Here is a 25,826-nt window from a genome sequence, read left to right as displayed (position 1 = left end):
GAGAGTGATGTTCTGTCCGGACAGGAAGCGGCTAAAGATGGAAAACTCCCCCGGCCGGCCTGGCCGGGAGAAACGGACTCAGAAAGAAACCACCGTTTTCAGCCCGGCGACCCAGGCATCCGGCGTACTGCCGGCACCGCCCGGATTATGCCAATACTGAATATCCGGCTGCAGTTCCAGCCAGGACGTCGCGCGAATGCGATAATACAGCTCGGCGTTGACCGAATGACTGATAGCCGGATACCCGTTCCCTCCCGGAAACTGCCCCTGGCTGGCAAACTGCAACTGCTCGTTCGCGTAACCACTCATTTTAATATAACTGACGCCCAGTCCCAGCCAGTCTTCGGGCCGCGCATCCAGTAATCCGCGATAACGCATCGACAGTGAACTGGTCAACCGCACACGGTTAGTACGCTGATCCGAAAGGCTGCCACTCCATGAAATACTCATCCCCCGGCTGGCATCGTCCGGGTGACGGGTGATCTGCTGGTTACCTGACGCCCAGATAAACCCGGTAGTTCCGTAGGTACGGTAGCCCTGAGGATCCCGGCTGCCATCCGGTTGCGACACACCCCGGGAAAGGTGCTGCTGGCGGGCATTGGTCAGCAGTGCCCCCACGTTGTAGACGCCGGGCAGTCCGTTGACCTGCGTTTTCAGTTCCGCCTCGACCGGGAACAATGCCCCGCGGCTGCCCCGGGTTGACCAGCTCCAGGCATGGCTGCGATCCGCCACACGCGGGTTCTGTTCCATCACCCCGGCTTTCAGGGTCCACTCCGGTGTCAGTTTATAGGCCAGTGTGGTGCCCCAGCTATGAACATTCCAGTTATTCCACAGCATGGCATTGGCGGATTTCCCGCCGCACTGACTTAATACCTGAAAATCACAAGGGATAGACTGGTCAAAGGTCTGAACCTTATTGATCAGTCCCACCCGCCAGGAGAGCCGGTGGTCCAGGAAACTGCGCGAAAACGTCAGCCAGCCCAGACGGGTAATCGACTGTCCGCCCCAGCTTTCCTGAGCCAGGTCGTTAAAGGGAATCGAGGGATTTTGCAGACGCGAGCTAGTCAGGTTACTGTTATGGTTGCGGTTGACGATGTTCCCTTCAATCGCTGCATCCGGAATACCGGTCAGGGCTTCCAAATTCTGATTAAAGGTCAGGGAGAACTGATCAATATATTCCGCTTTACTGTGGCTGTTATAGCCGCCCGCCATATTGAGCGCCGTCTGGCTGAGGTAGCCGAGAGAATAAGTAAAGCCGCGGGCTTGCAGTCCCGAACGCAGGCCTCCCGAATCGCCAAGCAAGCCTTCCCGGGGCGCTTCAAACCCCAGAACACTGTAATCCGGGACGGTTGCCAGCGCTGATGAAGATAAAAATAATGCCGTAATGATGACTGAAGGTTTAAAAGGGCCGTATTTCCCTGAATTATCCATATTCTCATCCTGAAAGATTATCCGTTATCCATTGACGGTGATATAACACTAAAGCCCGAATTAACAATATCCTGTAATAAAGCCAGCTAACGAGATAATGAGGCAGGAAAATCATTGTGCGAAAGACAGCAGATTTTTCTGCGCATTGAGGCACCTCATAAAGGTGGCTGATACTGTTTCCAGGCAGCGCGATGCCGCGTAAGCCGCTGAATTTCGGCTACTGATCACACCCGCACACTGTATCATCCGCATTGTTCAGTGAAAGAGGATTTTGCTCTGTTCACTCAGTATTGTGACCCTTGTCATAATGAGATTACCGCCAGATGGGAATATTTCTGTTGCGGGCAACTGTTGAAAAATAATGTCCCTTCCCCGTCGGTCAGGGCCAGTGATGTTACAGAAAAAAACGTCACTGATATTACGTTGCCTGATAACAGAGACCCGTCCCCCGGCGACATGCCCCGTCAGTCCGGACAGCTCCTCCGGCGGATCAAAAATGCGAATTACGGTCCTGCACCTGTCATTTCAACGGCTTATTCCCGGTTCTGACTGCCATTGTGCCGTCAGCTGGCGTATACTTTTCCCTCCGACTGCTTAGATAATCGCCCTCTGCTTATGATCTCCTGGAAGAAGAACCTGTTTTCCCTCTGGCTGGGATGTTTTATTACAGGTTTAGGTACTAGCCAGATTCTGCCTTTTTTGCCGCTCTATATTTCACAACTCGGCCACTACAGCACGGCGGATCTCACCCTGTGGTCGGGCCTGAGCTTCAGTATTACGTTCCTGGTCTCAGCGATAGTGTCGCCGATGTGGGGACGACTGGCCGACAGTAAGGGCCGCAAGTTAATGCTGATCCGTGCCGCTATCGGCATGGCTATCGCCATTTTCTTTCAGGGTCTGGTGACCCATGTCTGGCAGCTTTTTTTATGGCGCGGCATTATGGGGCTGGCCTCCGGCTATATTCCTAATGCGATGGCACTGGTGGCCTCACAGGCACCGAAAGGCAGAAGTGGCTGGGCGCTAAGCATTCTTTCTACCGCACAGATCAGCGGGTTCCTCGGCGGGCCGTTGCTCGGTGGTTATCTGGCAGATACCATTAGCCTGCGTCCTGTGTTCCAGGTCACCACCGGTTTGCTGGTGATTGCCACGCTGGTTACGTTTTTTCTGATCAAAGAAGAACCTCAGCCCGCACGGCAGAAGAATACGGTCAGTAAGCCCCCTTCTGTCTGGCAGACCGTTCCTTCCGCCAGCGTGATACTGAGCCTGCTGTTTTGCACGTTATCGGTTCAGTTATGTAACGGTTCGGTCAACCCTATCCTGTTTCTCTATGTGCAGCACCTCTCCCCGGACAGCCATAATATTGCTTTTATCAGCGGGTTTATCGCGGCGCTGCCGGGAATGTCGGCCCTGATCTCCGCCCCCGTCTGGGGCCGGATGAGCGATACGCTGGGACCGCACCGGATTATTTCTGTCGCCTTCGTCATGTTTATCCTGCTGCTGACGCTGATGTCTCTGGTCAGCAGTGTGACGCAGTTTTCTCTGCTGCGTTTTTTATTGGGTTTTGCTGACGGAGCCATGTTCCCTGCTATCCAGTCACTGCTATTGCGCCACTCTTCAGCCAACGTGTCCGGGCGGGTCTTTGGTTACAATCAGTCTTTTATGAACCTGGGAAATGTCACCGGCCCGCTGCTGGGTGCCGTAACGTCCGCGGCTCTGGGGATGCGCTGGGTCTTTCTGGCTTCGGCTGTAGTGATCCTGCTGAACCTGATTTACCTGAGCCTGACCTTCCGGCGCGCTGGCCGGGCCGGGACATTGAAAGAAGCCGAATAAGCGTCGTGCGGCTGGCCGGACGAGTGACCGTCAGCCGGCACGGCATTACACGACGCGACGCGAAAGAAAAGATTAGCCGGCTGGCCGGGTCTCCGGGCCAGCCGTGCCCCCTGCGGAACGCAGATCAGGTCAGTTTGAAATGCCGATCCGGGAGTAAAGCCGGAGGTAAAGGTGACAGGTCGTTCATTTCCAGCATATGCCGTTCAATGGTCAGACAAATGGCATCCAGCGGTAACTGATTAGATGCCGTGCCGAAAGGCCGTTCCAGTTCTTCTGCCAGCGACTCCAGCGAAAGAAAGGTATAAGAGATAAAGGCTGACACCAGAATGGTCATATAATGCAGTTCTGTCACCAGCGAGAACGGTAACAGGGTACAGAAAAGATAGACAGTGCGGTGCAGGATCAGCGTATAGGCAAAGGGGATGGGCGTATTATCCAGCCGCTCACATCCCCCGAGAATGGTCTCGAGTTTACGCAACGGCTTATCCAGTTCAGTAAACAGAATATCCGACAGTTTTCCCTCACGGCGCATCTGCCCGAGCGACTCCCCCAGACATAACAACACGCGGTTGGCGCGGAAAGGACTGTTGATCACCTGCTGAAAAACCGCTTCCGGCAGCAGGCGCTGCAAATCCGCACGGGCGTCACTGCCCCTGAGCTGATGTTTCAGCGCATACGCATAGGCCGACAATAATTCAGAGAATCTTATCAATTCCGGCGCGTTGGCCGGTAACACGGAATGAAGCTGACGTAGCAAAATACGGCTATTAATCAGCAGTGTTCCCCAGAGTAAACGAGCTTCCAGAAAGCGCGCATAACTCGCATTGTTGCGAAAGCCCAGGAAAATCGCAATGGCAATGCCCAGCAGACTGAACGGCGCTGTGGTCAGCCGAACGTTCATACTCTCGTACCAGGGCAGGCTCAGTAAGGCCAGCAGGGACATCAATACATTCAGGCTCAGGCGAAAGGATATTTTTGATAGAACTGATCCATGCCAGTCAAATAAGCGGATAAACCAGTGCTGAGGTTTTCGGATAATCATGCGTCTGTCGGCTGTCGTTGGCGGTCTGCCGATTATACAATAATTCTCAAGTCTGACCTCAGAAATTGCTGTCAGTCGCCCCCTATCTCCGCCTCCGCAATATCGTAGTATTTAATCACCTACTGTTACATTCAGGCAGTCCGGTATTACATATGTTAAATATTTACCTGCCTCACCATTTTTCACCGCATAAAATTACCACTTACAATCAATAGTTTGTCAGTTTATTCACATTTAACAAACAGTTTTAATTCTATATAATTACACAATACTATTCACATTTAGTCACATTTAGCGTTACACTTCGGCCAGTTTTCCCAATGACCAGGCGTATTATGATGTATTCAAAGAAAATTGCTTTCAGTCTGACCCTGTTATCCATGACAACTTTCAGCCAAAGTGTGGCCGCGGCTACCGAAAAAACCGATGTCCTGCTGATCGGTGGCGGCATCATGAGTGCTTCGCTGGGGACCTGGCTGCATGAACTGCAACCGGATTGGCAGCAGATCATGGTGGAACGGCTGGACGGTGTGGCAGAAGAATCGTCGAACGGCTGGAATAATGCCGGTACCGGCCATTCTGCGAATATGGAGCTGAACTATACGCCGCAACGTGCCGACGGTAGCATCGATATCAGTAAGGCACTGGAGATCAATGAATCGTTTATGATTTCCAGACAGTACTGGTCTTCCCTGGTCAGACAAGGAGTACTGAATAACCCGCACTCCTTTATTAACTCTACCCCGCATATGAGCTTTGTCTGGGGTGAGGCAAACGTCGATTACCTGCACAAACGCTATGAAGCCCTGCAGACCAGTACCCTGTTCCAGGGGATGAAATACTCCACTGACCAGAATCAGATCCGTCAGTGGGCACCGCTGATCATTGATGGCCGTGACCCTGCACAAAAAGTGGCCGCCACCTGGACCCCGCTGGGGACCGATGTCAACTACGGTGAAATCACCCGTCAGCTGGTTGGCAGCCTGAAACAACAGCCAAACTTCAGCCTGGAACTCTCTACCGAAGTGACAGGATTCTCACGCAACGCGGATAACTCCTGGCATGTAACCGTCAACGACCGTAAAACCAATACGACCCATGATATTGATGCCCGCTATGTCTTTATCGGTGCCGGGGGTGCCTCACTGAAGTTACTGCAGGAGACCAACATTCCGGAGGCGGAAAACTATGGCGGATTTCCGGTCGGCGGCTCTTTCCTGGTGACAGAAAACCCGGCCATTACCGAACACCATCCGGTGAAAGTCTATGGCCAGGCCTCGGTCGGTGCGCCACCGATGTCCGTACCGCATCTGGATGCCCGTAATCTGGACGGTAAAAAAGTGGTACTGTTCGGCCCCTTTGCGACTTTCTCGACTAAATATCTGAAGAACGGTTCGCTGTTTGATTTGCTGAATGCCACCACTACTCATAATTTCATGCCGATGGCCCATGTGGGTATTGATAACTTTGATCTGGTGAAATATCTGATAGGCCAGGTGATGCTGTCTGATGAAGACCGTTTTGCCGCGCTGAAGGAATACTACCCGGACGCGAAACCATCAGACTGGCATCTGTGGCAGGCCGGACAGCGGGTACAGATAGTCAAGAAAGACGCCAGCAAAGGCGGCGTGCTGAAGCTGGGCACTGAGATTGTGACCGACCAGCAGAAAACGCTGGCGGCACTGCTGGGTGCCTCCCCGGGTGCCTCGACAGCAGCGCCGATCACCTTAAATGTGATCGAAAAACTGTTCAGCGAGCAGGTAAAAACCCCGGAATGGCAGCAGAAAATCCGCACAATTGTGCCAAGCTATGGCCGTAAGCTGAACGGTGATGTGGCTCTGACTCAGCAGGTGTGGGATGAAACGGCTCAGACGTTACAACTGACCAAACCCCCGGTGATCAGTGCACCGGCCACCGCGCAGGCAGCGACCCCGGCGGAACACACGGCCAGTCCGCAACACGATATGGCACTGTAACGGGATCACTGGACCGCTGGTCAGCGGCGCAGTAGCCGTAATTAACGGATTTCCAGCGGAGTTTCCCGCTGTGGCGCAGGGAAGCGCCTTTCCAGTAACTGAAGATCATTGTCGGTTAACTCCCCCGTTAAGGCAGCAGCATTGATGGCGGTATGTTCAACACTGCCGGACTCAGGGATCACCAGCATATTTCCCTGCCGGATAGCCCAACGCAGCAAAATATCTGCGCTCCCCGTCTGATAATGATCCGCCAGCGCCCGCACGACCGGGTCGTGCAGTAATTCACTGCCATGCCCGCCGAGCGGCGAATACCCCATCAGGGTGACCCCGTGTTCTTCACACCACGGCAGTAAGGAATATTCGACCCCACGGGCCGCCGGGTTATAAAAAATCTGATTCACCGCACACTGATCCCCGCCCGGCGTCTGCCAGAGCTGCTGCATAGCACGGGTATCGAAGTTGGATACCCCCCAGGCCCCGATTTTCCCCTGCGCTTTAAGCCGCCCGAACCCTTCGATAATCTCATCCAGCGGATGTTCCGATGACCAGTGCAACAGGTATAAATCAAGATACTCTGTCTGCAGGCGACGCAGGGAATCCTCGCAGGCCTTCTGCATTGCACCTCGGGAGGCATTCCACGGATAAACTTTAGAGACCAGCCATGCCTGCTCGCGGATCCCCCTGAGGGCTTCGCCTATCAGGGTTTCCGACTCACCCTCGCCGTACATTTCGGCGGTATCGATAACCCTGATCCCCTGAGATAACCCGAAACGCAGTGCGTCGGCTTCCTGCTGACGGGCATGCCGCCCCTGCCCCAGACGCCAGCTCCCCATACCGATGGCAGGAAGCTGCTGACCGCAAAGATCCACTGTATGCATAACTATCCTCCGGACACCGGAAGGCGTTCCGGTTGTTTTTTATTTTCCAGTAACTTCTGTTTTTTACCCAGCCACAGGCTGTTGATCAACCACAGCAAAGAGAGCGGGATTGCCAGCCAGGCGATCAGGCTGCCGCTCAGACCGACCGCATTCATTGCCGTCCAGCTCCAGGCGCCCGCCTGATCACCGGCCCGGTAAACGACGGTATCAGTGACATTTTTCGCTTTATATTTTTGCTCCCGCGAAAGCACGGTAAACAACACTTCGCGCGCCGGGCGCGCAAAGGCAAAGTTTCCTGCCCGACGGAGCACCGCAAAAATAAACAGGCCCGCCAGTGTCGGCCATACACTTAACATCAGAAATCCGGCCAGGGTGACTAACGGCAGGATAGCCAGGACACGCCGGGTACCGTAGCGACTGAGCAGGCGTCCGGTGATCAGTAACTGGCTGAGCAATGTAAGAATATTGACAGACAGGTCACTGGCCGCAAAAAAGGTGGTACGGCTCTCATCACTTTTGAAAATCTGATGCACCAGGTCCGCCTGCCGGAAATAGACGAAGGTGGAGGTCACCGAAAACAGCAACATATACAGACAGATATTCAGCAGATACCCGGAGCGGGCAATGGCCAATATCCCGTCAAAAATGCCGCCCTTCACCGGGCCGTCATCCGCCTGAGCCGGTACAGTATCGTGATCTTCTGTGTCAGACAGCGGATTTTTCCGCACCTGTGTATTCAACTGACGGACACAGAAAACAGCGACTTCAAGTAACACGGCTGAGAGCAAAAAGAGTCCGCTCATATTCAGCCAGCGTACCAGCACAGTCGTCAGCAGCGAACCTATTACTGCCCCCAGCGTTGCCCCCGCCGCCATCAACGAAAATAACCGGCTGGCGCGCTCACGGCTGAAAATATCTGCCACCAGCGACCAGAAAACCGACACGACATAGAGATTAAAGACAGAGACCCAGACAAAAAACACTCGCCCCAGCCAGCGATGATCGCCGCGGGGCAGAAAAAACATCAGCGCGGCAAAAATAAGCAGGTGAATGATAAAGAAACGGTAGACCCAGGGAATAAAACGCCGTCGCGGCAGACGGGAAGATAACGCAGAGAACGGCAGTGTCAGCAGGATCATCACAATCAGGGTCGCCGCGAACAGCCATTGCAGATTATTCACGCCCCCGTCAATACCGAGCGTATCCCGTATCGGGCGGATAACATAATACGCCGATAACACACAGAAAATGTACAGCATACTCCAGAGCAGCAGGGAGACTTCTTCTCTGCGCACGCCTGCGGTATGCATCAGTTTACGAATTAGCGGATGGATGGCACCTGCCGACCCTTGCGGTTGATGTTGCATGCATTCTCCTGATCACAGTGAATGATGCACTCAGCCATGCAGAAAGCATTCTCCATGACTCAATGCGCGCCTGAGTCTACAGGTATAGCGTCAAACCGGCGGAAATTCCAATTCCCGGCCGGGGACACGAACGCGCCGGCCGTTCACTTTTACTGTTGCTTTGCCACGCGTTGTCATCCTGACCGTGATTCATTATATCCGTATGAGGATCGTTATGCAGACAGTAAAATGTGTATTTTGGATAACAGATGCACGGGAGATTGCCGATATACTACAGGCCCATGAGGTGAAACTGGTTCCTGGCACAAGCCTCTATGCCCCGGCAGATCAGGCAGGCAAAAGGGAAACTCCGGAGGAAGCAGTGAACACTCAATCATCGATATGACTGAATTATATTGTCCGTTTCGCGACTCACCGTTTGCCGGACGCTTTCCCGTGAGAGATAATGGAAAACCAGATGTAATGAATATTCGCATGGAGCGATGATGAATAACGACAATGAAGTCATTAGTTATTTACAGGCTAATAAAATTCTGGCGTTAAAACTCGACCAAGCATTAACAGGTCTAGGAAAGGCTGTATCAAATCAACTTGAAACGATAGGCGCAGGTGCAACGCGCGCACTCTATTACACATCCTGCTTTACTGATGAATATCAGGACGTCTGCCAACAACAAAAGACTGAGGATATTCGATTCGCTAAGGCCGTATATCATATTCTGAGACGTGAAGATGTTGTTTATGAAATGCTGAAAATATACTTTGAAGAAGTATTTCGGCAGAAAACGTCCGCTCAAATAGATCACATCAAAAAAATGTTAATGGCAGTGAATATCCATATTGCCGCCAGTTCATTCACAAACGCAGGTTTTGCTTTAGCAGCATCATCATCCGTCGCCGTTGGCATGAATTTAAGTCTTGAAATCAGTGCATTAGTCGGAAACTGGGCATCAAGGGGGGGCGCGTCAGTGGGTATCTATGGTGTCGTTCAGAAAGCCGCAGATAGCGCACATCGCCTTCACTTTACGTATCCCGCTTACTATGCGGCATTATATGCTCAAGAGCTGGAGATGATGTATTTTCTGATCCAACCGCTGTTTGAGCGGGCTGAGGCACTTAACGTACAATGGGCATCGGATAGTGGTATTGCCGCCATTATCACCAGGATGATTCGGTAAGACATGATGAACCTTGCCATAAGAATTTTTAAACGGTTGTTCAGGTCATTATTTTCAATGTACGGTCCTGCATTGTTAACGCTCTTATTCGCAGCTGTTCTGGTGCAGTTTTTCCCTGATGGGCCTATATGGCCAGTACCCGTTTTTCTTGTACTCATGTTATTTATTTTTGGTCGTTACGTGAAATGGTAAGTTATTAAAAATAATTACCCTCAGATATTTATAAGTAAATTTCACGGGTAGCCCTGTCAGGGCTATAGGTGTATTAACCCTGGTTATAATTGTTATTTACATGCATTACTGTAAATGGTGATGGCGTTAATCCCACAGTTATTTACATCATCACTGATAAGGAAATCATATGTCCGCTCCCGCTCATTTATGGCTTGAAGATGAAAATGGATCTCCGATTGTTGGTAATTGTTTAATGCCGCTACGTTTGGGTTCCATCGAATTAAAATCATTTTCGCATGGTGTAACCATTCCGGTAGACCCCGCTTGGGGCAAACTTACCGGAACGCGCGTTCATAGTCCGATCACGATAGTGAAAGAATTTGATCAGACAACACCACTCCTGTACCGCGCGCTCTGCGAAGGCCGAACCATGAAAAAAGCGGTCATCAAGATGTACCATATTCAGGAATCAGGCATCGAAGCTGAATATTTCAATATCATTATGGAAAACGTCAAGTTCACAACAATTTCGCCATATCTGGCTCCTAATGTTATGAGTAGTACTCACCTTGAAACACTCGAATTGCGTTATGAAGCGATCACCTGGATGTATACGCAAGGAAATATTATCTATCGTGATTCATGGAACGATCGCTGCTATGTCTGACCGCTAAGGGCCTCAGAGGAGGTAAATACTTCCCCTGATTAACCCTGAACAGTCGGGGCAACGGAGCGCCAGAGCTTTCCGTGACCCGACCCGGATTCAGGCATTCTCTGTGATTTCACTTTGTGACAGTTGCTGACGACGGCGTAACTGCGGGAACATTACCATCCACAGTCCAACCACCACCAGTGTCCCCACTCCGCCAATCACCGACGCCGGCACGGCCCCGATAGCACTGGCCAGTACGCCGGTTTCAAACTCTCCCAGCTGATTAGAGGTATTGATAAAGATTGAGTTCACCGCATTGACCCGTCCGCGCATCTCGTCCGGGGTATCCAGTTGAACCATCGCCCCGCGGATCACCATGCTGACCATATCAAAACCGCCCAGCGCCACCAATGCCAGCAGCGACAGGACCACATTATGGGATAACGCGAAGATGACAGTCGCTACCCCGAATCCGGCGACACAACCAAACATAATCAGACCGGTATGGCGGTGGAAGCTGTTACGGCTGATCCAGATCCCGGTGATCAGTGCCCCGACAGAAGGTGCTGCACGCAGCGCTCCTAACCCCCATGCGCCTGTGTGCAGAACGTCATGGGCAAAAATGGGCAGTAATGCGGTGACACCGCCCAGCAGTACCGCGAATAAATCCAGCGAAATGACCCCGAGAACATCTTTGCGTTTAACAATAAAATCCAGCCCGGCGAACAGGTTACGGAGGGTCATGGGTAACGGTTTTACCGGTTCACGCTGGTATTTCAGCCGCATCATCACCAGTAACGATATCAGATAACAGACCGCGGCCGTTCCGTAGGCCAGTGCCGGTGAGACCACATACAACAGTCCCCCTGCCATCGGCCCGGCAATCACCATCGCCTCGCGAAAGACCTGATTGGTTGCCATCCCTTTTGACAGCAATCCGGCGGGTAACAGTGCCGGTAACAGCGATGTCATCGACGGACCTTCAAATGCCCGGGCCAGTGAAAAGATAAAGACCAGCGACAGCAATAACACGGCACTGCCGGGCATCAGAAACGACATCAGGATCAGCCCGAGGGCAGCCAGAAGTTCGACACTCTGCCCCCCGAGGATTAGCGATTTGCGGTTGTACTGATCCGCAAGATGTCCGGCAGGCAATGCCAGCAGCACTGAGGGGACAAATTGCATCAGCCCTATCATTCCCAGCATAAATGCACTGTGCGTCATCGAATAAAGCTGCCAGCTGACGGCGAGTGAGATTATCTGAAAACTCAGGGAGGAACAGGTTTGTGCCGTCACATAGGCACGAAAACCTGTGTGATGGAAAATGCGCGATGAAGGCTCCCCGGAAGAAGAGTCCATAAGTAAGCTCCGGAAAAATAAGTGGCGTTATTATCAGCCCGCCAGCATAGCTGATTACGCCGGGCAAGCCAATGCGGTAAACACCCGCGACCGGAGAGCCTTTCCCTCCTTAACCCCCGGCAAACACGGCTTTTTTCTGTTGTGCGGGATCCTCCCGGCGTAATGATAAATATCAACTATGCTTATCGGGTGCGTAATTAAACCCTGTTGTTGTCAAGGAGAAAGGCATGAGCAATGATAATAAACCAAAAATAACCACCACTGACGCCGGCATACCGGTCGCCAGTGACGAGCACTCACTTTCTGTCGGCCCGGATGGCCCGCTGGTTCTCCATGATCATTACCTCATCGAACAGATGGCGAATTTCAACCGTGAAAGGATCCCGGAACGGCAACCGCACGCCAAAGGGAGCGGTGCATTTGGCCATTTTGAAGTGACTGAAGATGTCAGCCGCTTTACCCGCGCCGCCCTTTTCCAGCCGGGAGTGAAAACCGACGTATTAATGCGCTTCTCGACCGTCGCCGGTGAACGCGGCAGCCCGGATACCTGGCGTGATCCGCGTGGTTTCGCCATGAAATTTTACACCAGCGAGGGAAACTATGACCTGGTCGGGAATAACACGCCGGTTTTCTTTATTCGTGACCCGATGAAATTCCAGCATTTTATCCGCTCCCAGAAACGCCGTGCGGATAACAACCTGCGTGATAATGATATGCAGTGGGATTTCTGGACGCTTTCCCCGGAATCTGCACATCAGGTTGCCTGGCTGATGGGGGATCGTGGGATCCCGAAAAGCTGGCGACACATGAACGGATACTCCAGCCACACTTATATGTGGATAAACGCTGAAGGCGAGAAGTTCTGGGTTAAATATCACTTCAAAACCGATCAGGGCGTTGAATGCCTGACTCAGGAGGAAGCGGATAAACAAGCCGGTGCAGACGGCGATTTCCACGTCCGGGATTTGTACAACGCCATTGATAACGGTGAGTTCCCGCAGTGGACGCTGTATATGCAGGTTATGCCGTTCGCTGACGCGGAAAACTATCGTTTCAACCCGTTCGACCTGACCAAAGTCTGGCCACACAGCGACTACCCGCTGATCAAAGTGGGCAAACTCACCCTGAATAAAAACCCGACAGATAACCATGCACAGATAGAACAGGCCGCATTTGAGCCAAATAACCTGGTGCCGGGGATCGGTCTGAGCCCGGATAAAATGCTGTTGGGCCGTATTTTCGCCTACGCGGATGCGCACCGCGCGCGTCTGGGGGTAAATTATAAGCAAATTCCGGTCAATGCCCCGCATTCGCCGGTGAACAGCTACAGTAAAGACGGCGCAATGCGAATGGATCCGGTCAGCGACCCGGTTTACGCCCCTAACTCGAAAGGAGGCCCGAAAGCCGACGGCGATCGTTATCCGACCGACTCCTCATGGGAGACTCAGGGCGCGCTGGTACGACAGCCTTACTCATTACATGCAGAAGATGATGACTTCGGTCAGGCCAGTACACTGGTGACTCAGGTTATGGATGATGCCGCCCGTGACCGTCTGGTGAACAATGTCACCGGACACCTGTTAAACGGCGTCCGGGAGCCGGTGCTGTCCAGGGTGTTCGATTACTGGCGGAAGATCGATCAGAATATCGGTGACCGTATTGCCAACAGTGTGGCTGCCGCTCAGCAGAAATCGTAATATCCCGCATGTCCGGCGGCTATGTCGCCGGATTTTCAGGAATTTCCAGCAAACGAATGCCGAACTGATCAATTTCTGCCGAATGTTCACCGGCACAGATCCACTCTTCCAGTCGCTCTGCCAGTGCCGTCGCCGGCAATTGCGTTTTACCTTTCATTGCACATTCCCAGATGACCAGTACCTTCCAGCCCTGACGCTGCAGTGCCTGCAGGTTTTCTTTGTCCCGTTGCAAATTACGACCGATTTTCGCCAGCCAGAAATCCGTTCGGGTGGCCGGCGGTTTAAACAGGTGACAATGATGATGGTGCCAGAAACAACCGTGAGTAAAAATGACCTTTCGCGCCGTCTCCAGGACAAAATCAGGGCGGCCCGGCAGATCTCTGGCTTGCTGCCGTACTTCCAGCCCCAGGTCTGTCAGTAACTGCTGTAACTGCTTTTCAATGCCGGTATTACAGTGACGGATAGCCCGCATGTTTTTGCTGCGGGTCTCGCGGTTATGCACATCAGCCATCTTCACTCCTCTGTTGACGGCAAACTGCCGGTGCAGGCCGTTGATCACAGTGAACTGTTCACGATCCCTGATGACTAACTGACATCAGCTTAAGGTTTCCTTAATACTTCCCCTGCACAATAACCGCGGTGTGCGGGCCGCTGTAATAACATTATTACCGGCCGGTCAGCGTTAATGACCGGATAAACGCGGGGTGTAAAGACGCAGAAGCTTTCCCGCAGGACAGACGTGATAGGCTGATATTCCAGTGCTTCCCGGCAGACGGAGGCTTCAGCATATCCGTACACCACACAGCAATATGGTTAATAACAACACAAGATGTGCAGGAGAGCCAGCCCCGGGCACTGCAGGGTCGGTTTGGCAGGAGATCTCCTCCCCCCGCCCTGCCGTACCGGATTGCCTTCTGCCGGAGCCACGGATGAAAATACTGATTGTCGAAGACGATACCTTGCTCCTTGAGGGACTGATGCAGGTCATGCAACAGGAAGGCTATACCTGTGATGGTGTCAGCAGTGCCCGGATGGCGGATAACAGTCTTAAAACCTCGCAATACAGCCTGATGATCCTCGACCTCGGATTACCGGATGAAGACGGTTTACAACTGTTGTTACGCCTGCGCCGTGAAAAAATGGCCTTGCCGGTACTGATCCTGACGGCACGCGATACCCTGAGCGACAGGATCACCGGACTTGACAGTGGTGCCGATGACTACCTGATTAAACCTTTTGCGCTGGAAGAACTGACTGCACGTATCCGTGCGCTGATCCGCAGGCACAATAACCAGAGCGATAATCGTCTGATCGTTAATGACCTGGTGCTGGATGTCACCTATCGCCAGGTATTCCGGGAAGGCAAACGCCTGGAACTGACCCCGAAGGAATACGCGTTACTGGCCCGGTTAATGATGAAGGCCGGTATGCCGTTGCATCGTGAGATCCTGTATAACGATATTTATAGCTGGGACAGCGAGCCTGCCACCAATACCCTGGAGGTACATATCCATAACCTGCGCAAGAAGATCGGCCGGGCATCTATACGGACATTGCGCGGCTTCGGATATGTGCTGATTAAGAAAAAAAACTGTTCTGAGGAGTCACTATCCTGAACCTGTCCCCTAAAACGACCACGTTACGTCGCCGGTTGCTGATCACCGTGGGCTCTATTCTGCTATTCTGCCAGGCCATCAGCGTGCTGTGGCTATGGCATGAAAGTAAAGAACAGATAGATCTGCTGGTAGAAGGCGTATTGAGCCACCGTAACGAACAATGGCATGTGGATAAAGAAATCCATGAAGCACTTGCCAGTCTGGCTATTCCAAGCTTTGTAATGATTAGTCTGGCGCTGGTGCTCTGCTGGCAAGCGGTGCGGCGGGTCACCCAGCCCCTGTCTGATCTCTGCCTGCAACTGGAGAAACGCTCCGGTTTTTCTGCCGAACCCATCGAATTTCAAAGCAGGATCACCGAAATTGACGCCGTCACGCATGCGATTAATGATATGGTCGCCCGCCTGACCGATACCCTGAACCGGGAACGGTTATTTACCGCGGATGTGGCCCATGAACTACGCACCCCCCTGGCGGGGTTACGTCTCCACCTGGAACTGATGGCCCGCCAGCACCACCTGGATATGTCTTCCCTGATCCTGCGTCTGGATCAGATGACCAATAGTGTTTCTCAGTTATTACAGCTGGCACGGATCAGCCAGTCCTTTACGGAAGGCAATTACCAGCCGGTATTATTGAGAAAAACCGTGATTATCCCGCTGCGGGACAGTCTGCTGACCATGATTAAATTGCGCCACCAGCAATTGATCCTGCCGGAGGCTGAACATGATTTTAGCGTACAGGGAGACCCGACGCTGCTGCAATTGATTGTGCGTAATCTGACAGAGAATGCTCATCGTTATAGCCCGGAACACAGCACCCTGCGCATCACTCTGCATCCTGTGGTCACAGAAGAAGGTCGGCCGGGCATTGAACTTTCAGTGGAAGATGAAGGGCCTGGCATTGATGAAACCCGTGCCAGTGAACTGAGCCGGGCATTTGTACGGATGGATAGCCGCTACGGTGGCAGTGGCCTTGGGCTGAGTATTGTCAGCAGGATCTGCCAGCTGCATCATGCCCGTTTTACCCTCACTAACCGGACGGATCGCCAGGGTTGCCGGGCCTCGGTCATTTATCCGCTAGCGGACGAAACCCTTTAAAAACTGGTAAACCAGACCAGCAGAAAAATCACAACTGTACTCAGACTGAGTAAAGCAGCACTGAGTTCACTTCCGGAAAAGGTCGCTTTATTCTCCATCATTACTCTCCTGTCAGGGGGTGTCAGCAGAGTATTTCAGGTAATGATTAAATTAATATTAAGCCGGTGAGAAAATCACCGGCGACGATCCTGCCTGCTGCAAAATAAAAGCATACGATACGGTCAGGCCTGAGGAGCGCTGAATTCTGCTTTCGCTTTTTGTAACTGAGCCGTGAACTCCTGCGAGGTGTGCAGCGTTGCCACGACCGCGGACCCCACCAGCCGTGCCGCATCCACATCACTTTGCCAGTGATAGCCGCAAATCACCCGACTCTGACCGAGTTCATATCCCCGTTTCAGGATCTCATTCTGTCGCGCAGGATTAACTTCGGCCAGTACCAGAGCCGTGGCCCAGCCAATGGCGGTGTGTCCGGAAGGATAAGAACCATTAGAGGAAAGTTCTGCTTGCTGGCGGGTGTTACAGGTAGCCACCTTATAAAAAGCAAACGGGCGAATACGCATATAGTGTTGCTTTGCCGATCGGGTGGCCAGATCACCGGCATCTTCGATCATATTAGTCAGTAGCTTGTAGAGTTGCGGGGTGGTTGCGCCACTGATCTCGTGGCCAAATGCCCCGGAGAACGCACTGGCTACCCCGCCACTGCTGAGATTTGCATCGTCGGCCGCCAGTTTACCGCGGGGGGTGTCGCGTAATAGCCGGCCCTGTTCATACATCGCCTGATCGTTGAGAAAAGTAAGACTGCCAGGCGCAGGCGGAGGGGGCAGTAAGGCCAGACTATCAATGGCCTGGCTGTTAGTCAGATAGTAGAGCTCAGGCCGGGTGGTCGCATCATTACCGGCGGGGATGGCGGCATATCCGGTCCCGCTCAACAGCCATGCAGAGATCATAAATACTGACAGTTTTTTGACCATAATAAACATCCTGTAAAAAAACGGTGAGAGGCACCGACGTTACCACGTCACATTGCACTTAACTCCGGTACCGGTCACAGTTCAGGCTTTGCCCGCAGGTCCGGACGGACAGAGACTCGCGGGGGGTTAATCAGGTGCGAGCTGTTCACTGTCCATCGCCATCAGAGCGTTTTTCTCTGCGTAGGAATTCCTCCGGAAAAACCGGACGTTAGCGATGATTTTCCCGGGAAAGCATTTGCGCAATGCCTATGAAACATTTATTGTTCCTGCGTCTGACGAACCGCGCGGACATTATTACTCTTCAGTCAGGTTTGTTTTTCACCAATGTCGTGCAGTAACGTCGGGAATTTATGGACTTTTTTTTACACTTTATCGACCTTTTCGGGACCTTTGTCTTTGCCCTGAGTGGCGCTATTGTCGGCGTCAGACATCGTTTTGACTTATTCGGCGTTTTTGCATTAGCGAGTGTCACTGCCATCGGTGGCGGCTGTATCAGGGATATTTGTCTCGGCGCGACTCCCCCGCCCGGGCTTGTTAATATCGAGTACTTTTTCTGTATCATTCTGGCGATCGCCTCCCTCTCCTTCTTTCAGAAACTGGTGTTCTCGTTTGAGAAACCGTCCCTGTTTTTCGATGCGCTCGGTCTGGGTTTTTTCGCGGCATTTGGCGCGAATAAGACCTGGCTTTACACACACAGTGTGCAGCTTTCCATTTTGTTAGGCTGTGTCAGTGCCGTGGGCGGTGGGTGCCTGCGGGATATTCTGGTCGGCAAGACACCGGTGATCTTTACTAAAGAGATTTATGCCAGTGCGGCAATGATTGGGGCTGCGATTGAACTGCTGGGTTCGGCTAATATCATCCCGGAACGCTACAGTATTTTACTGTCGATTTTTGTCTGTACCCTGATCCGGATGGTGTCGCTGAAATACAATATCACGCTGAAAACTATCGCGAATAAATATTTCTGAACGTTAGTTAATGTCATATTTAACCCTGAATGCGGCGGGTCCCTTTCGGGCTGGTTGTCGCTTTATCCGGGTGTTACTGTAACGACCTCTGAAATTAAGATAATTATTGAATACTGACTGTTTTATCTGAGGCGATTATTATGTCTATTGTTGAAGTTGTTAAACAACGTTTTACTACCAAAGCCTACGATGCTTCCCGCAAGATTACTGCACAGCAGGAGCAGGAGTTACTGGATATCCTGCGTTACAGTCCGTCATCCCTGAACCTGCAGCCATGGCATTTCTTTGCCATCACCAGCGATGAAGGCAAAGAGACTATCCTTCCGGGTATCCGCGATTTTAACGCGGCAAAAGTCCGTGATTCAGCGATGGTTGTTGTTTTCACCAGCAAAGATACCCTGGATGATGCACAGTTCAGCAAGGTGCAGCAGCAGGAAGATCTGGACGGTCGCTTTAAAGATGAAGAGACTAAAAACGCCAACGATAAGGGACGCCGTAATTATATCGCTGCCTATGGTGGCTCAGATGAAGACCTTCGCTACTGGATGGAGCGCCAGACTTATATCTCTCTGGGCTTCCTGCTGCTGGGGGCCGCGGCGATGGGGCTGAATGCCACTCCTATTGAAGGTATTGATCCGGTGCTGCTGGATGAACGCCTGGGACTTAAAGAGAAAGGGCTACACAGTCTGGCCGTCGTCGCTATCGGCCATAACAGCGAGAAAGATTTTAATGCATCGCTGCCAAAATCACGTTTAAGTGAAGAGACTGTGATCACCCGCCTGTGATCTGATAGTCTGCCGCTCCCTGCCCGGCAGGGGCGGCTTGACTACCAGACCTCCGCACACACAATCCCGGAGTGTTGCCTTGCGGCCTTATTTCCCGGGACCACCACTGAACCTGCATCTTCTGTTGTCATCCTTCCACCGTCACTGCTTTCTGTCATGGCTGCTAATGCACTGCGTGACCCGCCCCGTCTTTAGCAGGGATGGTCCATTGTTGCCGATTTTTCCCGTTCGCGGTTGTCTCTGATATGCCGTTCTGAGCGAGCCTGCCCCCTCAATGTTAACGATTTGTTTAACACAGACAGATAAACAGCATAAAATGTTGTTTCTTTGCATAAACCCTGATGATCCCCTGAGCGTAATAAGTTTTTTTTATTTTGCCTCTTTCCAGTCGGTGAAAAACGCGCTTTTATATAGTCATGAGCCGGCAGGTTATCGCACTGCACATCGCAAAAAACATAGTGTCCGGGGTATCCGACCCGTCTCACCTCAATCCGGCTGTGGGCTTGAAACAGAATGAAAAATAAAGGCAGAAAGGATAGATGAATAACCGTCAGGAGCTGACCCGCAAGCTGCACGAAATCGCGGGAGAAAAACAGGTTTTACTGAGTGAAGACGATAAGGCATTTTACACCAAAGGATTCCGCGTCGGTCAGGGTGAAGCACTGGCCGTGGTACTGCCACAGACGCTGTTACAGCTCTGGCAATTGTTAGAAGTTTGTGTTGCCGAAGATGTTATCATTCTGATGCAGGCCTCCAATACCGGCGTCACCGGAGGTTCAACCCCGGACGGTAATGATTACGACCGCGATATTGTCATTATCAGCACCCGTTTACTGACCGGGGTTCAGGTCATTGATGATCACCAACAGGTTATCGCTTTTCCGGGCACGACCCTCACCGAGCTTGAAGACACCCTGAAGCCTCTGCAGCGTGAACCCCATTCGGTGATCGGTTCCTCCTGTATCGGCGCGTCTGTCATTGGCGGGTTATGTAATAACTCCGGGGGCTCGCTGATCCGTCGTGGTCCGGCATTTACCGAAAAATCGCTGTTTGCCCGCATTACTGATGACGGACATCTTGAACTGGTTAACCATCTGGGTATTGAGCTGGGCGATACTCCGGAGAGGATCATTCATGCGCTGGAGACACGCGAATACACGACCGGCGATGCTGCCGACTGGCAGGGTAAAATCTGGGCAGATGATTATTCTGAACAACTGCGCGATACTCATGCGGCATCACCGGCCAGATTCAACGGCGATAAACGTTATCTGTATGACAGTGCGGGATGCGCCGGAAAAGTGGTCGTCTTTGCCGCACGTTTGCCGACGTTTGCCGCCAGCGAAGCCACCCGTACCTTCTATATCGGCAGCAATGATGAAAGCGAACTGATCGGTTTACGCCGTTTTCTGCTGGAAAAAATGGATGAACTGCCCTTACAGGCGGAATATATTCACGCCGGCGCGTTTGACCTGACATTGCGTTACGCAAAACATATGTATCTGGCCATCCGTAAGCTGGGGCCGCAGGCCATTCCCGGTTTAATGGCCAACAAAGCGCGCTGGGATGTACGGATCAGACATGCCCGTTTTCTGCCGCATAATTTTACCGATAAGCTGATCCAGGGCTTTAATCAGATAACCCCCTCGTTTATCGCACCGCGGATCATGGATTACCGCCGGCGCTTTGTGCACCATCTGATGATTAAAATTGAAGCCCGTCAGGCTGAACAACTGACGGCATTGCTTGAGGAGTATTTCAGTCAGCGTCCGGGGGAATATTTCCTGTGCGATGACCGGGAAGCTGCCGATGCCTTTCTGATCCGTTTCGCGGTGGGCGGCTGTACCATCTCCTACTGTGACTACCTCGGCTATGATACCAACCAGCGATTAATTGCTTTTGACGTGGCTCTGCGTCGTAATGATGACCAGTGGCGGATCCATCTGCCACCTCATCTTGCGGCGCAGGTCCAGGCCGATTCCTGTTGCGGGCATTTCTTTTGCTTTGTGAACCACCAGGATTACGTCCTTAAAGCCGGGGTGGATGCGAAGCAATTCAAACAGGAGGTGATGGAGTATCTGGAACAGCGTGGTGCCCGCTATCCTGCGGAGCATAATGTCGGGCACCTGTATCAGGCGTCCTGTGAACATGAACAACACTGGCGTGAACTGGATCCGACCAATACCTGCAACCCGGGGATTGGGAAAACCAGCCGTAAAAAATTCTGGGGCAAGTAACTTCATCCGAAAGTTTGCCTGCGGCCGGAGATCACCGGCCGCAGCTCAGAATCTCCGCACGGGCCACGGCGTCTTCCAGCCACTGATGTAACTGTTGCAGTTGCCGGACAGAGACGCGGTCATGCAATGCCGGCCGGTGTCCCCCGGCCATCTGACTCTGTAATTCGCTGGCCATCGCGTCTGCCGGCAATACACTGGCGGGCGCTTCAGCCCGCAACCCTTCCCCCTCAGTCATTTGCATGATTTGTTCACGGACACGGCCGAAAAACTGACGGCACCATGCGGCCAGTTGTGCGCAATCATAGCGTGGCGATTGCAGTGCACAAAGGATCCCCTGACGATCCGCAAACGATTCAAAACGGCAGGAAACCACGTACCCTGCCGAGAGTTCTTCCCGCAACCATTGATAAAACGCAGGCTGATAAATGGCCCCCAACTGTCGTGCTGCCGCCAGCTCAGCAGGCAGTTCGCTGTCCAGAGGCAGGAAGAATAGTAAGGCATTATCCCCGTCCCTTTCCGGCAGGTGGTGCGCTTCCCCCTTCAGTGGCGGCAGGATTGACGGTTCCTGTTGTAACAGCAGCGTCTGTTGCAGAAAGTGACTGATCAGCGAAAAAAGCGCGTCATCCTGACAGCGGACAATACAGGACCAGACCGGGGTTGGTTGTGTTACGGCCAGTCGTTGCGGGAACTCTGCCAGTAAACGACGGATCAGAATTTCCTGCGTTGTATCTTCGGCCATGACGGACGCCGAAAGATCCGGCCAAAGCGAGCAAAGCAGCCGGATAAGTTCCGCAGCCTCACCGGCTGCCGGTAACATCATTCTGACCTGAGGCACGCCCTGGTAAAGTGCCACACTGGCCTCGCCTCCGGCATGCCTGACACGGCTTATCCAGGGGTGCAGACGGTATCTGAGCTGTGAGAGTTGCGCCCCGGTCAGGGTCATACCGCGTACAGGCCGAAGGATTATGCCCGCCTCTGCACCAGGTATTTCTGAACGATAGCAGAGCGGGCCGTCCGCCGGTCCCTGCAGAGAAGCCTCCGGCAGCGAACGTGCCTGTGCCGGACGGACGGTTTGCGGATAGAAAACAAAGTCCGGTGCCGGCTCAGGTGAAACGTCACTGATCTCCGGTGCCGGCGACCACCGGCACAGGAAGCCGCGGGCTGTCGTGACCTGCCCTCCCTCTGAAGGTTCAGTCTGCAATTCACACGGGGACGTGCTGAGCAATGCCTCTGCCAGTGCAGTAATATCTGCGGTATCTCCGGCCTCCCCGCTGGCAACCTTTCTGACCTGTTCCATCGGACTGAGACGCAGAAAATCCTGCCGGGCCAGCCGTACGTAATGCGCCTGTTGTTGCGGGCTGAGACAACACACCTGTGCCAGCCAGTGACGAAACAGACGGTTGAGGTCGCCTGCCGGATGTGGCGGACCCGCGGGCCGGGTCAGCCGGATCAGTAACCACAAATAGCCCGGGGCCGCACTGACCACTTCTGCGGCACTGTGATGACACAGCCCCAGCCTGCGCCCGGCATCAATAAAGGATCCCGGTGCCGCATCACTCAGCAGTGCCTGTAATAAGGGAACCGCCGCCAGCAGTCGGCTCTGCGGGTCGGCAAGCAGATAACTCAGACAGTGCTGCCCTTCACCGGCCACATGTAACACCACCGGGATCTGCCGCTCGTTCACCGGCACCGGGGCCCGGGCGGGGAATGGCAGCGTCCGGCAGGCGTTCAGCGGCAGGAGCCCGGACAATCCGGCCTGTGACAGGGCCTCTGTCAGGGCGGCGGACAAGTCTGTCAGGGACCGCGGCGCACGGATGATCAGGCAGAGATTGCCGGGAGAGTAATATTGCTGATGAAAAGTCAGTAACGCCTGACGCAGGGCGGGAAGGTCACCGTCCAGGCTCTGCCGGTTACCGGCCACAAAACGACGGAATGCCGGGGGCTGGCCGATACCGGTAGCCAGTAACGCATTGATCAGGGTCGGCGTATGGCGGCTCAGCATGCCATATTCCGCATCAATGACCGGAATTTCGCGCCGAATAGCGTCAGCAGAAAATTCCGGTGACAATGCCATATCCAGCAACCGGGCGAGACCGGCGCTCAGTTCGTCTGACCGGACATCAAAATAATAAAGCGTCCTGCAGGCTTCTGTAGTGGCATTCACACGGCCGTGGCGGGCTGCCACCCAGGGCATTAACCGCTGCGCGCCGGGAAAGCGCATCCCCCCCTGGAACAGTAAATGCTCCAGCAGATGCGCTAAGCCCGGCCAGCGGGCGGGTTCATGGTGACTGCCGGCATCCACCCGCAGGCAAACCGCCGCGGCAGACAGGTCAGCCACCGACTGTAGCTGAACCGCCATGCCGTTGCTGAGGTAATACAGGGACGAGGACTCACTCATCCGGTTACCCGCGGGAGGTGAAGATCACCTTCGAGTTTTTCTGATTTCGGAACTGCAGTTGTGCAATACGAATATCACTGCAATCGGCTTCACGCCGCGCCTGCAGGATTTTATCGTGATGAGCCGATTTACTGCACACCGGGTCCGCATTGTCTGCGTTACCGGTCAGCATAAACGCCTGACAGCGACAGCCTCCGAAGTCTTTCTCTTTCTCATCGCAGGAGCGGCAGGGTTCCGGCATCCAGTCATAGCCCCGGTAGCGGTTAAAGCCAAAGGACTGATACCAGATGTGCTGCAAGCTGTTATCCAGCACCGACGGAAACTCTATCGGTAACTGACGGGCGCTGTGACAGGGTAACGCAGTACCGTCCGGCGTCACGTTCATAAAAATTGCGCCCCAGCCTCCCATGCACCCTTTCGGGCGTTCTTCATAGTAGTCCGGCGTCACAAATAACAGATTGGTCAGATTGCCGTCGGCCTGCATCTTCTCGCGATAACGCTTCACCACCGCTTCTGCCCGCGCAATCTGGTCACGGGTCGGTAATAACCCTTCCCTGTTCAGTTGGGCCCAGCCATAAAACTGGCAGGTGGCTAATTCAACATCATCGGCCTCCAGCTGAATACAAAGCTCAATGATGCGGTCGATCTGATCAATATTATGCCGGTGCAGAACAAAGTTAAGCACCATCGGATAGCCATGGGCTTTGATTGCTTTCGCCATTTCCAGTTTCTGATGGAAGGCTTTTTCCGAGCCCGCCAGTGCGGCATTCAGCGTTTCATCACTGGCCTGGAAACTGATCTGGATGTGGTCCAGTCCCGCTTCTGCAAAGGTATCCAGTTTTTTACGTGTCAGCCCGATACCGGAAGTGATCAGATTGGTGTAGAACCCCAGCTCACGTGCCCCGGCAATCAGTTCCGGCAGGTCTTTACGCACTAAAGGCTCCCCGCCGGAAAAACCGAGTTGTACACTGCCCATCTCGCGTGCCTGACGAAAAACGGTCAGCCACTGCTCTGTAGTCAGCTCAGACTGCTCTTTGGCAAAGTCGAGCGGGTTCGAGCAGTACGGGCATTGCAGCGGACACCGGTAGGTCAGCTCCGCCAGTAACCAGAGCGGCGCTTTAATCTCAGGATTAATTTGCGTCATGGAACATGATCCATTTCTGCTTACCGGCCGCCTGCAGGAAATCGACAACATCGTCATCCACTCCGCCGGCCTCCGGAAAGCGCTGATTCAGCAGGTCGATAATCTGTGCCACTGTCCGTTGACCATCCACCTGTTCCAGGATCATCGCCGCAGTTTCATTCAGTTTCGCCATGCCTTCCGGGTAAAGAATGACGTGACAATCCTGAGTGGCTTCCCATTGCATGCGATATCCGCGGCGGAACATCACCACCGATTGTTCAAAACTCATGGTTATACCAGTCGGGTTGTGTGCCAGACCGGCTGATCTGTCACGGTATGATAAGGAGGGCGTTGCAGACTGTAGGCCATGGTCATGGCATCCAGCATCGTCCAGAGAATATCCAGCTTGAACTGCAGGATTTCCAGCATCCGGTTCTGTTTATCTGCGGTATCGAAGTGCTCCAGCGCCAGTGCCAGACCATGTTCAACATCACGGCGGGCCTGACTCAGACGACTGCGGAAATAGAAGTAACCTTCCTCTTTGATCCACGGATAATGCTGAGGCCAGCTATCCAGACGGGACTGGTGAATTTGCGGGGCAAACAGTTCCGTCAGAGAGCTGCAGGCGGCCTCTTCCCAGCTGGCGCGGCGGGCAAAATTCACATACGCATCGACCGCGAAACGAACACCGGGTAAAACATGTTTTTCAGAAAGTAAATCTTCACGCGATAACCCCACCGCTTCACCGAGCTGTAACCAGGCTTCGATCCCGCCTTCACTGCCGTCTGCACCGTCATGGTCAAGGATACGCTGTACCCACTTACGTCGGGTCGCCGGGTCCGGGCAGTTCGCCATTATTGCCGCATCTTTCAGCGGAATGTTGGTCTGATAATAGAAGCGGTTCGCAACCCAGCCCTGGATCTGTTCACGGGTCGCCTGGCCGTTGTGCATAGCGATATGGTAAGGGTGATAAATATGGTAACAGGCACCTTTATCCCGCAATGCCTGTTCAAAAGCCTGCTTGCTCAGGGTGGTAGTGATCGTCAT

21 protein-coding genes are annotated in these 25,826 nt (G+C 53.2%); 10 read left to right on the top strand and 11 right to left on the bottom strand.

Features of this window, described 5'->3' with window-relative positions:
• Positions 1-78: 78 nt before the first annotated feature.
• Positions 79-1,431 (bottom strand): carbohydrate porin, encoded by a 1,353-nt coding sequence (locus CG67_RS05620; protein ID WP_025902002.1) that lies wholly within the window; start codon positions 1,429-1,431, stop codon positions 79-81.
• A gap of 615 nt (positions 1,432-2,046) precedes the next feature.
• On the opposite strand from CG67_RS05620, the gene CG67_RS05610 reads away from it, so the two are divergent.
• Positions 2,047-3,261 carry an MFS transporter gene (locus CG67_RS05610; protein ID WP_025902000.1) on the top strand — a complete coding sequence of 405 codons (1,215 nt, stop codon included), beginning with the start codon at positions 2,047-2,049 and terminating at the stop codon, positions 3,259-3,261.
• Between the two features lie 124 nt (positions 3,262-3,385).
• Here the strand turns inward: CG67_RS05610 and CG67_RS05605 are convergent, their stop codons facing one another.
• Positions 3,386-4,303, bottom strand: a complete 918-nt coding sequence (locus CG67_RS05605; protein WP_025901999.1) for a bestrophin family protein — start codon at positions 4,301-4,303, stop codon at positions 3,386-3,388.
• 335 nt (positions 4,304-4,638) lie between these two features.
• On the opposite strand from CG67_RS05605, the gene mqo reads away from it, so the two are divergent.
• Entirely contained in the window at positions 4,639-6,279 is a 1,641-nt protein-coding gene (mqo, locus tag CG67_RS05600; protein ID WP_025901998.1) for a malate dehydrogenase (quinone), read from the top strand.
• Positions 6,280-6,320: 41 nt separating this feature from the next.
• Here the strand turns inward: mqo and CG67_RS05595 are convergent, their stop codons facing one another.
• Positions 6,321-7,157: an aldo/keto reductase gene (locus CG67_RS05595; RefSeq protein ID WP_025901997.1), complete on the bottom strand. Its 837-nt coding sequence runs from the start codon at positions 7,155-7,157 to the stop codon at positions 6,321-6,323.
• A 2-nt stretch (positions 7,158-7,159) separates the two neighbouring features.
• Positions 7,160-8,524, bottom strand: coding sequence for an NTP/NDP exchange transporter (locus tag CG67_RS05590; RefSeq protein ID WP_025901996.1), 1,365 nt, complete (start codon positions 8,522-8,524; stop codon positions 7,160-7,162).
• A gap of 485 nt (positions 8,525-9,009) precedes the next feature.
• Here CG67_RS05590 and CG67_RS05585 point away from each other — a divergent pair, with 485 nt between their 5' ends.
• Positions 9,010-9,702 carry a hypothetical protein gene (locus tag CG67_RS05585; protein WP_025901995.1) on the top strand — a complete coding sequence of 231 codons (693 nt, stop codon included), beginning with the start codon at positions 9,010-9,012 and terminating at the stop codon, positions 9,700-9,702.
• A 361-nt stretch (positions 9,703-10,063) separates the two neighbouring features.
• The gene (locus CG67_RS05575) at positions 10,064-10,543 is read left to right on the top strand and encodes a type VI secretion system tube protein TssD (protein ID WP_025901993.1); all 480 of its coding nucleotides are present in this window, start codon (positions 10,064-10,066) and stop codon (positions 10,541-10,543) included.
• Between the two features lie 96 nt (positions 10,544-10,639).
• On the opposite strand, the gene CG67_RS05570 is transcribed toward CG67_RS05575, so the two are convergent.
• Positions 10,640-11,887: an MFS transporter gene (locus CG67_RS05570; RefSeq protein ID WP_025901992.1), complete on the bottom strand. Its 1,248-nt coding sequence runs from the start codon at positions 11,885-11,887 to the stop codon at positions 10,640-10,642.
• Positions 11,888-12,114: 227 nt separating this feature from the next.
• Here CG67_RS05570 and CG67_RS05565 point away from each other — a divergent pair, with 227 nt between their 5' ends.
• On the top strand, positions 12,115-13,584 hold the full coding sequence (locus CG67_RS05565) for a catalase (protein WP_025901991.1): 1,470 nt from the start codon (positions 12,115-12,117) through the stop codon (positions 13,582-13,584).
• Positions 13,585-13,603: 19 nt separating this feature from the next.
• On the opposite strand, the gene CG67_RS05560 is transcribed toward CG67_RS05565, so the two are convergent.
• Positions 13,604-14,095 carry a very short patch repair endonuclease gene (locus CG67_RS05560; RefSeq protein WP_025901990.1) on the bottom strand — a complete coding sequence of 164 codons (492 nt, stop codon included), beginning with the start codon at positions 14,093-14,095 and terminating at the stop codon, positions 13,604-13,606.
• 418 nt (positions 14,096-14,513) lie between these two features.
• Between CG67_RS05560 and pmrA the strand changes: the two genes are divergently transcribed.
• Positions 14,514-15,200, top strand: coding sequence for a two-component system response regulator PmrA (gene pmrA / locus CG67_RS05555; protein ID WP_025901989.1), 687 nt, complete (start codon positions 14,514-14,516; stop codon positions 15,198-15,200).
• Complete coding sequence (pmrB, locus tag CG67_RS05550; RefSeq protein ID WP_025901988.1) at positions 15,197-16,297, top strand: two-component system sensor histidine kinase PmrB; 1,101 nt, start codon at positions 15,197-15,199, stop codon at positions 16,295-16,297. Before pmrA ends, pmrB begins: the two co-directional genes overlap by 4 nt.
• 221 nt (positions 16,298-16,518) lie before the next feature.
• Here the strand turns inward: pmrB and phoC are convergent, their stop codons facing one another.
• Positions 16,519-17,244: an acid phosphatase PhoC gene (gene phoC, locus CG67_RS05545; RefSeq protein WP_038024706.1), complete on the bottom strand. Its 726-nt coding sequence runs from the start codon at positions 17,242-17,244 to the stop codon at positions 16,519-16,521.
• A gap of 374 nt (positions 17,245-17,618) precedes the next feature.
• On the opposite strand from phoC, the gene CG67_RS05540 reads away from it, so the two are divergent.
• From CG67_RS05540 to dld, 3 genes are all read left to right on the top strand, one after another.
• Complete coding sequence (locus CG67_RS05540; protein WP_025901986.1) at positions 17,619-18,236, top strand: trimeric intracellular cation channel family protein; 618 nt, start codon at positions 17,619-17,621, stop codon at positions 18,234-18,236.
• A 140-nt stretch (positions 18,237-18,376) separates the two neighbouring features.
• The gene (gene nfsB / locus CG67_RS05535) at positions 18,377-19,021 is read left to right on the top strand and encodes an oxygen-insensitive NAD(P)H nitroreductase (RefSeq protein WP_025901985.1); all 645 of its coding nucleotides are present in this window, start codon (positions 18,377-18,379) and stop codon (positions 19,019-19,021) included.
• 539 nt (positions 19,022-19,560) lie between these two features.
• Positions 19,561-21,258: a D-lactate dehydrogenase gene (gene dld, locus CG67_RS05530; protein ID WP_025901984.1), complete on the top strand. Its 1,698-nt coding sequence runs from the start codon at positions 19,561-19,563 to the stop codon at positions 21,256-21,258.
• Between the two features lie 31 nt (positions 21,259-21,289).
• On the opposite strand, the gene pqqF is transcribed toward dld, so the two are convergent.
• From pqqF to pqqC, 4 genes are read right to left on the bottom strand one after another with little or no spacing between them, the layout of a single operon-like run.
• On the bottom strand, positions 21,290-23,656 hold the full coding sequence (pqqF, locus tag CG67_RS05525; protein WP_055725589.1) for a pyrroloquinoline quinone biosynthesis protein PqqF: 2,367 nt from the start codon (positions 23,654-23,656) through the stop codon (positions 21,290-21,292).
• 4 nt (positions 23,657-23,660) lie between these two features.
• Positions 23,661-24,800 (bottom strand): pyrroloquinoline quinone biosynthesis protein PqqE, encoded by a 1,140-nt coding sequence (gene pqqE / locus CG67_RS05520; protein ID WP_025901982.1) that lies wholly within the window; start codon positions 24,798-24,800, stop codon positions 23,661-23,663.
• On the bottom strand, positions 24,787-25,068 hold the full coding sequence (gene pqqD, locus CG67_RS05515) for a pyrroloquinoline quinone biosynthesis peptide chaperone PqqD (protein WP_025901981.1): 282 nt from the start codon (positions 25,066-25,068) through the stop codon (positions 24,787-24,789). The genes pqqE and pqqD overlap by 14 nt, the downstream gene beginning before the upstream one ends.
• 2 nt (positions 25,069-25,070) lie before the next feature.
• Complete coding sequence (gene pqqC / locus CG67_RS05510) at positions 25,071-25,826, bottom strand: pyrroloquinoline-quinone synthase PqqC (RefSeq protein WP_025901980.1); 756 nt, start codon at positions 25,824-25,826, stop codon at positions 25,071-25,073.

The organism is Tatumella sp. UCD-D_suzukii (assembly GCF_000611875.2).
Taxonomy (GTDB): Bacteria; Pseudomonadota; Gammaproteobacteria; order Enterobacterales; family Enterobacteriaceae; genus Tatumella; species Tatumella ptyseos.
Note: the sequence above shows the minus strand (reverse complement) of the source record. Positions and strands in the feature narration are given on the sequence as shown.